Genomic DNA, 17,280 nt, shown 5'->3' on the forward strand with positions numbered 1-17,280 from the left:
GATATAACCTACAAATCGGAACCGAAAACCAGTTTATGCTCGATTTTGGACTCTTCCCAAATCCTACAGACACTCTTACATTGATCCCGTTCGAAAATTCGTTTCATGAACGTTACAACCGTTTCCCGTTAGAAGGGGTTGCCGATTCCGGTTATGGTTCGGAAGAGAACTATCGCTTTATGGACGAAAACGGAATAGAGGCGTATGTCAAGTACAATTTTTTTCATAAGGAGCAGAGAGCTGACAAATATGTAACAAATCCTTTCAAACAGGAAAACCTATATTATAATGAGGAGAAAGACTATTATGTTTGTCCAATGGGGCAACATATGGAACGGACAGGTGTACGGCATTATAGAACGGAAAGTGGGTATATTGCAGAAAGCGTAGCCTACAGGGCTGCAAGATGTGAGGGATGTCCTCTCAGATGTATGTGTTTCAGTTCAAAATCAAAAAGACGTACCATAGAGGTCAATCACAGGCTGAAAGAATATAAACAAAAAGCGCGTGAAAGACTCACCTCAGAGAAAGGTTTCAAACATAGAGGGCAGAGATGTATAGAACCTGAAGCCGTCTTTGGACAAATCAAATACGATATGGGATACAAAAGGTTCAGGCATTTTGGAAAAGACAAGGTCACAATGGACTTTGCCTTCTTTGCCATTGCTTTTAATATAAAGAAAATGTGTGCTAAAATCAAAAATCAGAAGATGACAGACAAAAATTATCAAAATATAAGAGTGGCATAAGCCATCTACAGCCGATTATACTACTTGAAAGCATGGAGATAGGGATAATACGGAAATATAGAAATCATACTCTATGAAAAATGAGAAACCGATGATTATATAACGAAAAGAGGATGCATCATTTTGACACACCCTCTTCTAAATTTTATACATAACTAAAGTGTTTTGGTAAATATCAATACTTTTTCTGAGCAATATAAAAGAATTACTTCGTATCCTTTTCTTACCAGATTGTTGATATGTAGCAAAATGTTCTTAGAATTTATGCTATTTGAAGTTTTTATTGCTATTTTATATTGATTTAAATCAATAAAGCTCGAAAAAGTAAAATATTTGTCATTGATGTTGAACAAACCTGCTGTTCCTTTTGTCTTGATAAGGGTACAACATTTAATAATTTGAGATGAAAAGGATAACATTATTAGCACTTTTAGGTCTTCTTTTTATGGTGTCGTGTACAAACGACGACATGATGAACGGCAGTAATGCAGGTTCGGAACGTAGCGGCATACGCTTTCGTTTGAAAAAGTCTGCATACATTAGTGACAGTAATTCACGTACAGAGTCTGTAGATACAGGCGTTTATGACAAGGTATTTTTCTACATAGCTGATTCTGACGGTGATATAGTGACTACAGTACATGGCAAATATAATACGCTAACCTCGGAAATATATGCTGAAGGCCTTCATGAGGGCGACTATAACCTGCTTGTTTTGGCTATAAAGGGTGATGAAACAGCCGATCGTGCCGAGATAAATGAAATATCAAGTATGGATGATGAATGGCTGGTGTTTCCTTCTGATCTCCACAAGCCTCTGGAAGCAGAGTATTTTTATTCATGTACACCGTTTACAGTCCGTTTAGATCCTGCTGAAGGAGGTAGCACTGAGGTTATCAGCATTGACAGCGAAGTTACACAGGATAGGATAGTGGGTCGTTTGGATTTCAATTTCGTATATAATAACCGATATGTGCGTAATGCAACAGTCGAGAAAAGAGTGAGACTTACTGAGTCAAAGTTCTATACATCAATAACAGGTGGAGGCTCCTTTACCGGAGAAAGTGACGGTATTATAGACGATATGGTTTTAAGAGAGGATATTCCTTGTTTCTTTATGCCTACGGTAGGCGGTAGTGTTTTAGGAGGAGATATATTCCATACTTCAGTAAACTATCTTGATGAGAAGACTGTTCTTGACTTCAATTTTGGCCAGCAGAAAGTGTTGCCAAATCATGTACATACGGTAAGCACTGCTGTAAAACATCCGGATGATATTTCACCGGTGATGTATATAACCGCTGATGCTTACAGAGCCGGAAATCATACCCGGATTCTGGATGATGATGAACCGGTGTCTGTCTATACGGACAAGACTCAACGCACTTTTAATACTTCTGAACCATTACAGCTTTCCATTACTGATGAGGGACAACTGCATGCACGTTTTTATTCTCCACGTGTGCTTTATGGAGTTACGGTAAGAGCGAAGATTCCTGCTGTGGATGAAGAATATTTCGATTTTGCATATTTCGATTCTATTCCTGCTTTCTGCGATTTCTATGAGTCCTCTCCACTGGTAGAGAAAGGCACTATGTGTCGTACTGAGAGCGGTCGAATAATCAATGTCCCGGCACTTGACGCTGCCTCCATAGCTGGAGCGGAGTTGAAGATAATTTCATCGGATCCTTATTGGGCGAAACTTCAGGAAATAAAGCACGGATGGACACTTTACTGGGGGCTTTTCGGTGGAGACCCTTCACTCGATAATGGAGGCCCGGTAGGAAACTGGATGGGTATCCGTCCGGTACATTGTAGAGAGTCTGTGGCTTTCTTCCTTAATTTTACATATTTGATAGATATGGATGAGCACGAAGCTATCCTCCATGAGAATGCAGGTAAGTTATACGATGATAACAGAGAACCCGTGAAGGTGGAGGAAGTATTGGCCAAGATGCGGCGTGGACAGACACTTCAGGTCGGATTGGTCTATCCTGGTAACGGTGTTATAGGTTTGGGTAGTCCGAGTGTGTTTGGAGCATATCAGCGAGGATGGTTCGAACATTATTCAAACCGTTATGCGTGTAGCGTGATGTTCCATGAACTGGGACACGTTATGGGATACGGACACAATAGTTCGTTCACATACGGGCCGTGGGCAGAGGAGCTGATGAATAATTTTTATGTTGACAATATCAGCAGAATGCCTATTGATTCGCCTGTTTATCTTGACAGTTACTCAAATTCTCATAAATACAATTAATATCAGAATTATCAAAAATAATATTTCAATATGGGAGTAAGACTTGTAAATATATTATCTGTATTATTATTGATTTCTCTTTACTCATGTAGTGATGACAGCATATCCTACGGGAATTCATCAGGTGATGTAGTCACTGCCAGACTGTCATTGCTCAGTACTTCTGACGCAGAATCTGATGCGGTAGAGAATGTGTCGGCATATCGTTTCGATGGTGGTATGTTAGCGGAGGTGTTTGATAAGCTTGAGCCGGGAACAGATGGAGTAGTGTCTCTTAAGCCTTCTGCCATGAGTGGTAATGTATATTTTATGATTAACGCAGGAAATCTCGTTTCCGGTCGTGGTTTTGAAGTAGGCGTGACCTCTGAATCAGATTTCCAGGCAATGACTGCCGGAGCCGATGAAATGGTATCAGATGGGATGTTTTTGTCAGGTATGGCATCTATAAGTCAGCAGACATCGTATGTATCAGTTGCAATGAAACGTTCAGTAGCGAGAATAGATATAAGCTCTCCAATCAATAACGTTGCGGTGAATAGTGTAAAGGTGAAGAATGTATGCCCTGAAGGTTATGTAATAGAGGGAGGTAATGGTGGAAACATTCCCCAGCCGGTTGATATGGTGAAAGATTATGCTGACAGCCCCTTAACTGCTGCTGAAGAAACTTTGTTTTACTTTCCGCACCAAGAAGGTAAGAATTTTGAAGTGGAAATAATGGTCACATCCTCAGGCTCATGGCACAGGTTGAAAACAGTTCTGCCGGACATATTACGCAATAAGGTTTATACTCTTAAAGTATATGGTGATGGTGAGGATTTTAGTGTGAAAGTAGTTGAAGCTTCTTGGCAGGAAGGCGACGGAACAACCTCAGACGGACTTAGAAATGCTTTTGTAGATGTTGATAACTCAGTACTTAGTGATGGCATTAGAGTTAATGAGACACGCGATTCTGTTTTTATACCGTCATGGGAAACAAACTTCAGTATTGCCATAAGCGGTGAGGTAGGTTCGACTGTGAATGTGGATGGCTTGGTGAAAGGTGTTGATGTCACAGTCTCGCGTTCCGGAAATCTTGATAATTTGTGCAGCTTGAATGTGAGCAGCAGTAATAAGATGATTGGTAGTGTGGACGGATACATGTATGTTAATGTACATTACGGTGATGCATTACGCGGTAGAGTTGTTCTTGTATTTCTGGCAAATCCGGTTAAGATGCAGGGACAGTTGAATTTTGATGATAATTATGTTTGCGATTTCGGACGATATATAGACGGTGAACTGGCCGTATTGAACGTTCCTGATGATAAAGTAATAAGACTGGAATTCGATGAAAACTCACCGGAATGGATGAAACTGGAAGAAACTGCGGATGGCACATACCGTATTTTAGGTGGATGGCGCCCGAATGATGCTGATGCCGATGGAAGAATACAGGAAGGACGAATTTTGATATCCGACTTGTCGGGCGTTCATAATGAAACTTATACGGTTAAGAGACAGAATTGGGGACTTCCAGTGGTAAACATAAACGGTACATGGTGGTGTAAATACAATCTTCGTGGAAATGTGAAAGAGTTTACTGATCAGATTCTTATTTCAAACGATCCTGCCCGTGGTGGAAGTGTTGCAGACTATTTGGCCGGATGTACGGACGATGAGTTCCTTAGTGTTCTTGGCGACCAGTATCAGGCAGGCAATCGTGATGGTTTGAAATTGAAGAATGACGGAACAGGATTCCTGTTTGAAGGGTATTCGTCGAAGACTGATAATTTCGGTACATTGAATCCTGGTTATATGGCTCCTGACGGTTATGAAATACCGGATTATAACGATTACAGATTCTTCAATTGGGGTAACAACAGTAATTTAGGATATCATAATCCTGGTGCGTTCAATAATGGTTTGGGGCAGAGATTGAACTTCTCTGTAGTAGAGAGAGAAGCTATATTTCTGGGTTATGAGTATGGAAATGTAACTTTCTACGATTTTGAATATGAAGGAGAGCACCTTGTATTTTACGGCCTCGGTCATCAGTGGAGTGAAACAGGTATATCTAAAAAAATGATTCAGTTCGCCACATACGGCAATTCCGGCAGTACATGGCTTATCGAAGGTTACTCTAATAGTGACGGCAGAGGAAACTGGTTCAAGTTCGCGGCAAGCAATGCGCAGAAGACCAGAACCATACGATGTGTGAAAACTCCTGTTGAATATATTTATTAATAATCAGTAAATAAAAAAGACATGTCCATAAAGAACATATTTGTCATAATCGTTTCGCTTGCTGTAATGTCATGTACAGATAAAGGAGCGGTGAACGAGCATAGTGGAGCAGATTCTGTAATATTACCACGCGTGATACCATATAATTATACTTCCGGGAATGATGAAACAACCGGAATAAAAGAGATAAGAATACTTCATGCCTGTCTCTTTGAGAATGGTGTTATGACACGCGTTTATTCTGATATAGATCCTTTGACTGGTATCAAGATAGATGACAGTAAGGGACGCCTTTATATGGTAGCCAATATTGAAAGAAACAATTCCGCTTCATTTTATAATGTAGGTATGACCGAGGAAGAGTGGTTGTCAATTGCAATACCACATGCTGGAGGTGTCAACCTTACATATATGAGTGGTGTTGTTGATATGTCAGATACGTCCCATGGAGTTTTGCAACTTTACAGGGGAGTAGCACGTATAGATGTCAACGTATCCGAAGAACACGGTTTGTCTGTAACGGATATCACGTTCAGGAATGTTGCACAGCAGTCGTATCTTAACCACCGTAATACTGTAGAATCGCCGGAAAGTACAGGTTACAACGATGTTACTCCTGTTATAGATACTCCTCTTACAGGCAGCACATACGGAGTAGCTTATCTGTGCGAACAGGCATCGGAGAATATCTCTGCAGTGTTGACTATAAATGTAGATGGCGAAACTGTGGAAAAAGAAGTTGCTTTGCCTTCCAAACTAAAGAGAAACTGTGTTTATACTATCAATGTGTTTAAAGCATCTGTACAGGCTGACGTAACCTTAAGTGTAACAGACTGGGAAAATGGAGGTGACTTTAATCTGGCACCAAACGAAAGAGGTCTGACGGTGGATGTGGAAGGGACATCATTCCCTGCAAATACAGAGGTAGATTCTGACCGCAGGGGAATAGTCTTGTCACACTGTGCTTCGGATTTCGTTCTCTCCATAGATTGTGACGATGAACTGGAGCTGATAGCCGATCCTGAACTTCCAATTACCGTAGAACGTATAGGAGGTACGGAGAATGTAGAAAAGAATCTGTTTCGTATAACAAAGAAACTGTGGTATCCGGGAATGAAACGTGTAGAGAGAAAACTGATGTTTCATCGCAAAGGACTGAATGAGAATTATGCTGATGATTATATAAATGTTGTAATGTCCGAAAATCCGATAAAGTTGGAAGGACTGATACATTTTGAGGACAGTGCGTCATTCGATTTCGGGAAATATATAGATAATGAGCTTGGTGTCTTTACAGTTCCGGAATCGAAGTCGGTAACCGTTGAGTACGACGAAGGAGAAGACGAATGGGTGAAGCTTGATGCAGAAGGTCAGAGGGTACGTGTGATTGGAGGATGGCGTCCTAACGACAGGACTGCAAACGGCAGAGTACAGAAGGCACGTATAGTAATAAGTAATTCGGCTGATGGCTCTGAAAGAGAGGAATACGTTATTTCACGCCGTAACTGGGGATTGCCTGTTACAAAGCTTAATGGTGTGTGGTGGTGTAAATATAATGCCATAGGTGATGCAAAAAACTTCTCAGACCAGATACTTTCATCGGCAGATCCTGCTGCAATGGCCGGTAAGACAGTATTCGATTATTTGAGAGACTGTACGGCTGATGAGTTCTTCAATCTTTGGAAATGGAATTACCAGGGTAAAAGTTCGCAAGGACTTCAGGTAATAGACGATGGAGGGGTGGCGAAGATGGAAGGTTATTCTTCGAGTGCCGAACATATAAATAAGATAGACTCTAAGGCTTTTGCTCCTGACGGTTATGAATTGCCATCTATGGAGAATTTTGAAAGAGTGTTCAATTCAACAAGCGGAACTATCTGGCTTATGTGGGACGGTTCGCATTCTACAGCCTGGAATGGAGGTACCACTATACAGCGCAGACAACGCAGAAGAAATGATGTTACAGTAGGAACTGTGTCACTGACAGATCTTATTTATATATCAATGTATAACCAGTCGGAGGCAGAGTATGAACCGGTTGTGTGGTATGGCTCAAGTCCGCAGTGGAATGATAACGGTATAAATCATGGTCATTACAATAATCTGTTGATTGCCGTTCATAATCCTTCAAATGGGCAGGGATGGTTTTTTGTTGGGGGAATGAATGGGCTTTATCCGTCAAAAAACTCGGCAGGTCCGAATGACACCCGTATCCTGAGATTTAAGAAGTCTGATGTGGAATACATATATTGATACTGTCAGTAAATTGTAAACGTACTGATATTATCTATAAATACAACTTGTGTTTTTATAAATATAACTTATGTTTATAAGAATACAAGTTGTATTTGTATAAACATAGATTATATTTATAGAAGATAAAAGTACGTGACGAAGTTTTCTTCCTACTAGAAATATTTTTTTATTTGTTTATAATTCCCCCACCGAGAACAATATTGTTTCGGTAAAATGCGGCTGCTTGTCCGGGAGCAATTGCCGCCAACGGTTCATGAAGCTTGACATGTAACAGCCCGTCATCGGTCATTGTAACGGTACATCTGTTTGCCTGCTTGCGGTATCTTATTTTTACTATTACATCATCCTTCCCCAACAGAGCTTCCGGATTTATTATGTTCCAGTCAGTGAGCCACATTTCGGTGTGTTCAAGTGAAGACAGTTTGTCGCTTATTACAACCTTGTTTTCTTCAGGAAGAATTTCTTTTACGAACAATGCCTTGTTCATATATATTCCCAGTCCTCTGCGTTGTCCGATAGTATGAAATGGATATCCTTCATGTTTTCCTATGTTATTTCCATCTTCGTCGCAGAATATGCCGGGTCTGATTGACTCAGGATTGACATTCTTGCGTAAGAAACTTCTGTAGTCCATAGGGCAGAAGCATACTCCAAGACTATCTTTCTTTATGGAAGCCTTCATAAAACCTCTTTCTGCTGCAATTTCTCTAACTCTTGCCTTGGTTATATTCCCCAACGGCAGTATCATCCGCTCCATAATATCCTGCGGAAGTCCCCATAGAAAGAAAGACTGGTCTTTGTCAGGGTCAGTACCACTCTTGATATGCCAATAACCGTCGCATAATGTCTTTTGTACGTAATGTCCTGTGGCGATATGGTATATTCCTTCTCTGTCGGCTATTTCTTTAAGTATGGGCCATTTCAGATAGTTGTTGCATAATGTACAAGGCACTGGAGTTCTCCCCAACATGTATTCCTTTATGAAGTAGTCAATTATGTATTCCTTGAATTTATCCCTTAGATCGTATGTAATGTGTCGGATGCCAAGGCTTTGGCATAGATTGTATGCATCGTCAAGATATTCTGTATTATTGTCTTTTTCGTAGAATCTGAATGTGACACCGGTCACTTTGTAACCTGCATCCATAAGCAACATGGCAGCCACAGAACTGTCCGTTCCACCACTCATTCCTAAAAGCACTCTGTTGTTTGTCTGCATAATAAAAAAAATATATGTATAAGCTGCTTGTAAACGTAAGGGCATAAAAAAAGGAGTACCGCTGTACTCCAACCTTTGTTAACCTTAAAATCTAATACTATGAAAAACACAGTATAAAGGTACGGACTTTTTTCTAATCTGCAAGTTCTGTGTGCGAAAACGTGTGTTTTGTAACACTATTTAATATAAAAGGATCTTGTTATACACTTGTTAATATTTTAGTCTGTATTCTTGTGGTGACATACCAGTATGTTTTTTGAAGTATCTGGCAAAAAAAGACTGATCGGGGAACTTCAGTTCATATGCAATCTCCTGCATCGAAATATTCGATGATTTAAGTATAATTTTTATTCTTTGAATTGTATGTTTGTCTATTATTAGTTTTGCAGGTTTATCTGCTATGCTTTGTGTTATTGATGTCAGGTATCTTGAGGTTATACACAGTTTTTCTGCATAAAATCCCACTTCCCTTTCTTTGGGGCAGAATTCATATGTAAGGTGTATAAACTTTATAAACAATTCTTCTTTACGGCCTATTTTTTCTGATTTGTCTATTTTGAAAAGTGTTCTGGTTTTATCATAAACATCAAGCAAAAAGCTTTGAATATTATTTTTGAAGATCTTTATTCTGAAGCAGTTGTTTTTTTCATTATAGAAATCTTCAAGTGCTTCTACCAGATATGTCATTTTGTTCACCCGTTTTTCGTCAAGTTGAACACATGGGTATTCCTTTAGAAAAAAGGTGAACGAAGATTCAAGCTGTGCGGTAACTTCATCATATATTTCATGTTTGAAGATAATATATGATGCTATGAAGTCCTCGCTGGTATAGTTACACTTGACCATGCTTCCGGCTGTTATTATCAACTGAGTGTTAGGAACTATTTCGTAAACTATAAAGTCTATTTCAAGGTATGACTTCCCTTTATTGCAAAATATAATGGCGTCTACATCCATTTTTACTGTTTCTTCTGAGCTGAACCATTTGTTCCGATTTACACTAGCTTTAAAATCTTCATTTTGGGGTAGTCTGTACAGTGCCATTTTGTTCTTATTGTCTGAAAAATATATTAAGGTATCGTAAAGTTAATGTTTTATTATAGAAACAAGTATAAAATCCTGTCTTTAAATACCTGTTTTATTATTATTTATATAAAAAAACTTTAAGCTGTAAATAAAGTATAAACAATGTTTGTGTTCCTATTTTGAACAATTCTGATGTAAAAAAGAAAATCGGATGAGGTAACAAATCAAGTATTTTTGCATCGGATTTTTAAAGTAAAAAGATTTATATGGTAACAGTAAACAAAAAATGGTTGCAACTGATGGGAGTTATTGGTTGCGCAATGTGGTTCGCTTCGTGCGGACAAGCACCAAAAGGAGAAATGCAAGCCGGTGGTTATGAAACAATGGTTGTGGCGAAAGCCGATAAGGTGGTAGAAACAGATTATTCGGCTACCATACGTGGACGTCAGGACATCAACATCATGCCTCAGGTATCAGGTACAATACAGAAATTATGTGTAACAGAAGGTGAGAAGGTAAGAAAAGACCAGGTACTTTTCATTATCGACCAGGTTCCTTACAAGGCTGCACTCAATACGGCTGTTGCAAATGTGAAGTCGGCTCAAGCTGCTTTGGCTACTGCCGAACTTACTTATAATAGTAATAAGGAACTTTTTGCAAAGAAGGTTGTATCGGAGTTTACATTAAGAACATCTGAAAACCAGTATCTTACAGCAAAGGCGCAGCTTGCACAGGCTGAGGCTCAGGAAGTAAATGCAAGAAACAATCTTTCTTATACTGAGGTTAAGAGTCCGAGCAGCGGCATGGTAGGTATGTTGCCATACCGTGTAGGTACTTTGGTTGGTCCTTCTATGGTTGAGCCTCTGACTACAGTTTCTGATAACTCAGAGATGTACGTTTATTTCTCAATGACAGAAAATCAGGTTCTTGGTATGGTTCGTGAGTACGGTTCTATAGACGACGCAATTACTAAGATGCCTGAAATTTCACTTGTACTTAATGACGGAACTATATACGCTGAAAAAGGAAAGATAGAGTCTATCAGCGGTGTGATTGACACTCAGACAGGTTCGGTAGGTGTTCGTGCAGTGTTCCCTAACGAAAATGGTCTTCTTCTGAGTGGTGCTTCAGGCAAGGTTTCTATCCCAAGTACAATAATGACTATATTATTGTTCCACAGGAAGCTACAGTAAAACAGCAGGACAAGATTTCTGTGTTTAAAGTAGTTGACGGCAAGGCTGTGACAACTCTTATTAAGGTTGCCGCTTACAACGACGGACGCGAGTATATCGTGCTTGAAGGTCTTAACGTAGGCGACGAAATAGTAGCCAAGGGTGCTGGACTTCTTCGTGAAGGTACTCAGGTGAAATAATTAAAGACAACAAAGTTGATTTAGAGTGACTTTAATAAAGATAGAACAACAATGAAAGGAAATATATTTATCAAACGACCGGTGATGGCTATTTCCATCTCCATCGTAATCCTGTTGGTGGGATTTATCTCACTTATATCGTTGCCGGTAGAACAGTATCCTGACATCGCACCTCCTACAGTTGTGGTAGAGGCTACATATACAGGAGCCAGTGCCGATGCTGTGATGAACAGTGTTATCATGCCTCTTGAAGAGAGTATAAATGGTGTGGAAAACATGATGTACATCACCTCTACAGCTACAAACTCCGGTACTGCACAGATTCAGGTGTTTTTCAATCAGGGAACAGACCCGGATATGGCGGCTGTAAACGTACAGAACCGTGTATCAAAGGCTCAGGGGCTTTTGCCTTCGGAAGTAACAAAAATCGGTGTCTCTACAGCAAAACGACAGACCAGCTTCCTTCAGATTAACACATTGGTAAGTACTGACGGAAAATATGACGAAACATTCCTTGCCAATTATCTGGATATAAACGTAATACCTGAAATCAAGCGTATTCCGGGTGTGGGTGACGCTACATTGCTTGGTGATACCTACAGTATGCGTATATGGCTGAATCCGGAGCTGATGGCACAGTATGGTCTTGTACCGGCTGATGTTACGGCAGCCCTTGGCGAACAGAATATTGAAGCTCCTGCAGGTACACTTGGTGAAAACTCGCCAAACGTATTCCAGTATGCAATGAAATACAGAGGACGTTTGAAGGACGTAAATGAGTTCGACAATATCGTTATCCGTTCAAACGCCGACGGTTCTGTATTGAGACTTAAGGATATCGCAAAAGTAGAATTGGGACGTCTGTCATACGGTTTCCACGGTGAGGTTAACGACCGTCCGGGTGTGACTTTCCTTACATTCCAGGTTGCGGGAGCCAATGCCACAGAGGTGAACGAAGCCATAACAAAGCGTCTTGAAGAAATGTTGGAACTTCTTCCTCCGGGTGTGGAATTCGTACAGATGATGAGCTCCAACGACTTCCTTTATGCATCTATATATAATGTGGTTGAAACCCTCATCGTTGCCATCATACTGGTTATCCTTGTGGTTTACTTCTTCTTGCAGGACTTCAAGAGTACACTTATCCCTTCTATAGCCATTATTGTGTCACTGGTAGGTACATTCGCATGCCTTGTAGCAGCAGGTTTCAGTATAAACATCCTTACTCTGTTTGCCCTCGTGCTTGCTATCGGTACTGTGGTGGATGATGCCATCGTTGTGGTGGAAGCTGTTCAGGAAAAGTTTGACTCCGGTTATACATCACTATATCTTGCTACAAAAGATGCGTTAAGTGATGTAACTATGGCCGTTATTTCATGTACATGCGTGTTCATGGCTGTGTTTATTCCTGTAACATTCATAGGTGGTACTTCAGGTATCTTCTATACCCAGTTCGGTATCACTATGGCTACATCAGTAGGTTTGTCAATGATTTGTGCCCTTGTGCTTTGTCCTGCACTTTGTGCCATCATGATGAAACCGTCCGATGGAAAAAAGAGTCCGAAAAGTTTCAATGGTCGTGTAAGAGCAGCATACAATGCTTCTTTTAACGCTACCATGAATAAATATAAGAAAGGTGTAATGTTTGCCATACATCACAGATGGATGGTTTGGGCTTCACTTATTATCTCTGTTATTCTGCTTGTATTCTTCATGAAGACAACCAAGACAGGTCTGGTGCCACAGGAAGACCAGGGTACATTGATGGTGAACATCAGTACTGCTCCGGGTAGTACACTTGTGGAAACTACAAAAGTGATGGAGAAAGTAAAGGAAATCCTTAAGAATACTCCTGAGATAGAAAACTATAGTGCCACTTCCGGTTACGGACTTATCTCCGGTCAGGGTACCTCGTATGCTTCATGTATCATCCAGCTTAAGAACTGGAACGATCGTAAGGGAGCAGAGCACACGGCCGAAGCAGTTCTTGGACGACTGAACGCACAGTTTGCTCAGATTAAGGAAGCACAGATATTCTGTTTCCAGACAGGTATGATTCCTGGTTACGGTATGGGTAACTCTATCGAACTTAATATGCAGGACAAGACCGGTGGCGACATGTCAGTGTTCTTCGGCCATGTAATGAAGTTCCTTGGAGCATTGAACCAGCGTCCTGAGGTTGCTATGGCATATACTTCATATGCAATGAACTTCCCTCAGATAGCAGTAGATGTAGATGCTGCCAAATGTAAACGTGCCGGAATTTCTCCATCGGATGTACTCTCTGCTTTGGGTAGTTACTGTGGTGGTGCGTATGTATCAAACTATAACGAGTTCGGTAAGGTATATCGTGTAATGCTTCAGGCATCGCCTGAATACCGCCTTGACGAACAGTCGCTCAATAATATGTATGTTCGTAACGGTTCGGAAATGGCTCCGTTGGGACAGTTTGTCACATTGAAAAACGTATTGGGTGCTGAAGTAGCAAAACGATTCAACCTTTACAGTTCAATCAATGTAAACGTAAATGCCCAGATGGGATATTCATCAGGTGAAGTGCAGAATGCCATCAAGGAAGTGGCTGCACAGACATTGCCTACAGGTTACGGATATGAATATGGTGGTATTGCACGTGAGGAATCACAGAGTGGTGGTTCGCAGACGGTATTTATATATATAATATGTGTCGTACTTATCTATCTGATTCTTTCATGTCTGTATGAAAGTTTCCTTATCCCGTTGGCGGTTATCCTTTCAGTTCCATTCGGATTGATGGGTAGCTTCCTGTTTGCGAAACTCTTTGGACTTGAAAACAATATCTACCTTCAGACAGGTGTCATCATATTGATTGGTTTGCTTGCTAAGACAGCCATCCTGATTACTGAGTTTGCTGTTGAGCGTCGTCGTAGAGGTATGGGAATCATTGAATCTGCATATTCCGCAGCTCAGGCACGTCTCCGTCCTATCCTGATGACCGTGTTGACAATGATATTCGGTATGCTTCCGCTTATGTTTGCAACAGGTGCCGGAGCAAACGGTAACAGTTCTCTTGGTACAGGTGTTGTGGGAGGTATGCTTATCGGTACATTGGCACTTCTCTTTGTGGTTCCGGTGTTCTACATCACTTTCGAATATCTTCAGGAGAAAATCAGAAAACCTATGCAGGTAGAAGGTGACGCACAGTTCCAGATGGAAAAACAGCGTAGCTTGGAGGAAAGAAGTGCTTTCAACAACAATGATAAGTTATAATCATTAAACGAATAACACATGAAGAAATTAATAATACTCACTACTACAGCTGCAATGTTAAGCAGCTGTGGTATATACACAAAATATAAACCTGCTGAAACAGTGCCTGACAGCCTTTATGGAGCAAAGGTAGAGGTCGCAGATACTGTGAACTTCGGAAATTCCGACTGGAAAGAGGTTTTCACAGATTCTCATCTCCAGACTTTGATTGAGCAGGCTTTGCAAAACAATACGGACTATCAGTCTGCACAGCTTAGAATAGAACAGTCGAAAGCTACTCTTCTTGCATCCAAACTGGCTTTTCTGCCATCATTCGCTTTGGCTCCACAGGGAACAATCAGTAGTTTCGATGGTCAGAAAGCAACAAAGTCATATCAGTTGCCTGTTACTGCAAGCTGGGAGCTTGATATATTCGGACGTATGCGTAACTCAAAGAAGCAGGCTCAGGCATTATATGCTCAAAGCATTGACTATAAGCAGGCTGTACGTTCGCAGCTGATAGCAAGTGTATCCAATACATATTATACACTTCTTATGCTTGACGAGCAGTTGGCGTTGTCGCAGGAAACAGAGATTGCATGGAAAGAAACGGTAGATGCGGCACGTGCACTTATGGATGCCGGACAATATAATGAGGCCGCTGTTTCACAGATGGAAGCTACATACTATAGTGTACAGACATCTGTAATTGATCTGAAAGAGCAGATTAACCAGACATTAAATAGTATGGCACTCCTTCTGGCAGAAACTCCACGTAACTATGAACGTGGAAGGCTGGCAGATCAGAAGATGCCGGAAGATCTGTCTGTAGGTGTACCTTTACAGATGCTTTCAAACCGTCCTGACGTACGTTCGGCAGAGCGCTCTCTTGAAGCTGCTTTCTATGTAACTAATCAGGCACGTTCGGCCTTTTATCCTTCAATAGTTCTTAGCGGAACTGCCGGTTGGACAAATCTTGCAGGATCGATTATAGTTAATCCGGCAAAATTTATAGCAAATGCAGTAGGGCAGCTAACATTGCCGTTGTTCAATCGCGGACAGAATATAGCACAGCTCCGTATAGCAAAAGCTCAGCAGGAAGAAGCAAGCCTTAACTTCCAGCAGACATTGCTTAATGCAGGAGCAGAAGTGAACGATGCCCTTACAGCATATCAGTCATGTAAGTCGAAGACTGAACTATATCAGAAGCAGGTAACAGCTTTGGAAAAGACAGTATCCAGTACATCTCTTCTTATGGAGTATGGAACTACCAACTATCTTGAAGTGTTGACAGCCCGTCAGTCATTGCTAAATGCACAGCTCACACAGGTGTCAAACCGTTTTATGGAGATACAGAGTGTGATAAGTCTCTACCAGGCTCTTGGAGGTGGAAGAGGAGAATAAATAGTTGACAATAAAATGACAAAGCGTTTTTATTAGAACACACACAATCATTTCATATAAAATTAACTGTTATCATTATCTAGTGTGATAATTAGATGATTGGGACTGCCTGGGGAGTGATCTTCGGGCAGTTCTTTTTTATGAGTATGTACATTGTTTTTAATGGATTAATTTAAAATGGAATAAAATGCTATAGTGTGTATTATTAATTTTTGAATAAATTTGCAGATACGTTATATTTTTATGTTTATGAATAAAGCCTTTGTTATAATTGTATTAATAGCGAATCTTGCAGGACTATATGCGTATGACCAGCAAGAGTTAAGTAAATATTCGTGGAAAGTTGTTGCTAATGGTATGCCGGAGGAGTGGTATGCTACTGATCAAGCTGTAGAAGTTGCAAAAAATGTAATATGTCATCAGACAGATATTGGTGGGTGGACAAAAAATACGGCCTTCCATAAGAGTATTAATGAGCAAGAGTGGGAAAAAGTATGCAAAACAGGTGTTGGTGCAACATTTGATAATGGTGCAACTATAACAGAAATGCGCTTTTTGGCTAAAATGTATAAGTATAGAAAGGATTAAAGATATAAAGACGCTTTCATCAAAGGTTTCAATTATATCCTTAAGGCCCAATATGATAATGGAGGATGGCCTCAGTTTTATCCTGTAAGACCAGGCAAGTCGGTATCATATTCTGGTTGTATTACTTACAATGATAATGCTTATATCAATGTTATGAATATGCTGAGAGATATATTTACCGATGCGGACGATCTGAAGGCCTTAAAACTTGATGATAATATTAAGAAACAGGCTCGTGCGGCTTTTGATAAAGGTATAAAATGTATTATTGACACTCAGATAATAGTAAATGGAGAAAGGACTGTATGGTGTGCACAGCATGATCAGGTCACCCTAAAACCGGCAAAAGCACGTGCTTATGAATTGCCTTCATTCAGTGGAGCGGAATCTGTGAATATAACTCTTATGCTGATGTCATTGCCTAATCCTTCCGATGAAGTTGTTGCTGCTGTAAAAGGTGCAGTGAAATGGTTCGAAGATCATAAGATACCTAATATGAGGTATGAACGCTATCGTGATGAAAATGGTGAAAGGGATTCCAAATTAGTCCCATCTCCAGGATTTGATGTTTGGGCCCGTTTCTATGATCTTGAAACGGGGAATCCTTATTTCTGTGATAGAGACGGTATTAAGAAAGCTTCTTTACTGGAAATAGGAAAAGAACGCAGAGGGGGATATTCGTGGTATAGTGATGCGCCATCAAAAGTTCTTAAAGCAAATCCAGAGTGGTTGAAAAACAATAGATTGTGATACTGAAAAGGAAACAGATGAGCCTTTTTGTAGTGGTTTTGTATCATTTAAATCTATGTCTTAAACTATGTTTTGCAACATATACGTTGCAAATGTGTTACACAAGTATAAATCTTTCATTATTACGGATTTTTTTCTCTAATTATTAATTGCATTCAAATAAAATGTTGTATTTTTGTGTCGCCAAAAAGGAAATAAATAT

Annotated in this window: 8 protein-coding genes and 2 pseudogenes; 8 read left to right on the top strand and 2 right to left on the bottom strand. The window is 40.3% G+C overall.

All coding sequences use genetic code 11. From position 1 onward, the window contains the following. The 4 genes from I6E11_RS09645 to I6E11_RS09660 form a co-directional block, all read left to right on the top strand. On the top strand, window positions 1–749 hold a 749-nt coding region (locus I6E11_RS09645), incomplete at its 5' end, for a transposase (protein ID WP_235337841.1). 403 nt (window positions 750–1,152) lie between these two features. Then, complete coding sequence (locus I6E11_RS09650) at window positions 1,153–3,012, top strand: hypothetical protein (RefSeq protein WP_235337842.1); 1,860 nt, start codon at window positions 1,153–1,155, stop codon at window positions 3,010–3,012. Window positions 3,013–3,042: 30 nt separating this feature from the next. Next, window positions 3,043–5,235 (top strand): hypothetical protein, encoded by a 2,193-nt coding sequence (locus I6E11_RS09655; RefSeq protein WP_235337843.1) that lies wholly within the window; start codon window positions 3,043–3,045, stop codon window positions 5,233–5,235. A 21-nt stretch (window positions 5,236–5,256) separates the two neighbouring features. Continuing rightward, window positions 5,257–7,488, top strand: coding sequence for a FimB/Mfa2 family fimbrial subunit (locus tag I6E11_RS09660; protein ID WP_235337844.1), 2,232 nt, complete (start codon window positions 5,257–5,259; stop codon window positions 7,486–7,488). A 169-nt stretch (window positions 7,489–7,657) separates the two neighbouring features. Here the strand turns inward: I6E11_RS09660 and mnmA are convergent, their stop codons facing one another. Next, window positions 7,658–8,710, bottom strand: a complete 1,053-nt coding sequence (mnmA, locus tag I6E11_RS09665) for a tRNA 2-thiouridine(34) synthase MnmA (protein ID WP_235337845.1) — start codon at window positions 8,708–8,710, stop codon at window positions 7,658–7,660. 210 nt (window positions 8,711–8,920) lie between these two features. Next, window positions 8,921–9,754 carry a helix-turn-helix domain-containing protein gene (locus I6E11_RS09670; RefSeq protein ID WP_235337846.1) on the bottom strand — a complete coding sequence of 278 codons (834 nt, stop codon included), beginning with the start codon at window positions 9,752–9,754 and terminating at the stop codon, window positions 8,921–8,923. A 248-nt stretch (window positions 9,755–10,002) separates the two neighbouring features. Here I6E11_RS09670 and I6E11_RS09675 point away from each other — a divergent pair. The 4 genes and pseudogenes from I6E11_RS09675 to pelA all read left to right on the top strand — a co-directional run bounded on the left by I6E11_RS09675 (window position 10,003) and on the right by pelA (window position 17,078). Continuing rightward, window positions 10,003–11,108: pseudogene (locus tag I6E11_RS09675) on the top strand (efflux RND transporter periplasmic adaptor subunit). A gap of 51 nt (window positions 11,109–11,159) precedes the next feature. Beyond that, entirely contained in the window at window positions 11,160–14,357 is a 3,198-nt protein-coding gene (locus tag I6E11_RS09680; protein ID WP_235337847.1) for an efflux RND transporter permease subunit, read from the top strand. Window positions 14,358–14,375: 18 nt separating this feature from the next. Next, on the top strand, window positions 14,376–15,740 hold the full coding sequence (locus I6E11_RS09685) for a TolC family protein (RefSeq protein ID WP_235337848.1): 1,365 nt from the start codon (window positions 14,376–14,378) through the stop codon (window positions 15,738–15,740). A gap of 357 nt (window positions 15,741–16,097) precedes the next feature. Then, window positions 16,098–17,078, top strand: a pseudogene (gene pelA / locus I6E11_RS09690) (pectate lyase). The last annotated feature ends 202 nt before the right edge of the window (window positions 17,079–17,280 follow it).

This window comes from Bacteroides caecigallinarum (assembly GCF_021531075.1).
GTDB lineage: Bacteria > Bacteroidota > Bacteroidia > Bacteroidales > Bacteroidaceae > Phocaeicola > Phocaeicola caecigallinarum_B.

Excerpts from the sequence above, each read along its gene's own strand:
- I6E11_RS09670 (WP_235337846.1), bottom strand. The coding sequence starts at position 9,754 with ATGGCACTGTACAGACTACCCCAAAATGAAGATTTTAAAGCTAGTGTA.
- I6E11_RS09680 (WP_235337847.1), top strand. The coding sequence starts at position 11,160 with ATGAAAGGAAATATATTTATCAAACGACCGGTGATGGCTATTTCCATC.
- I6E11_RS09650 (WP_235337842.1), top strand. The coding sequence starts at position 1,153 with ATGAAAAGGATAACATTATTAGCACTTTTAGGTCTTCTTTTTATGGTG.
- I6E11_RS09655 (WP_235337843.1), top strand. The coding sequence starts at position 3,043 with ATGGGAGTAAGACTTGTAAATATATTATCTGTATTATTATTGATTTCT.
- mnmA (WP_235337845.1), bottom strand. The coding sequence starts at position 8,710 with ATGCAGACAAACAACAGAGTGCTTTTAGGAATGAGTGGTGGAACGGAC.
- I6E11_RS09660 (WP_235337844.1), top strand. The coding sequence starts at position 5,257 with ATGTCCATAAAGAACATATTTGTCATAATCGTTTCGCTTGCTGTAATG.
- I6E11_RS09685 (WP_235337848.1), top strand. The coding sequence starts at position 14,376 with ATGAAGAAATTAATAATACTCACTACTACAGCTGCAATGTTAAGCAGC.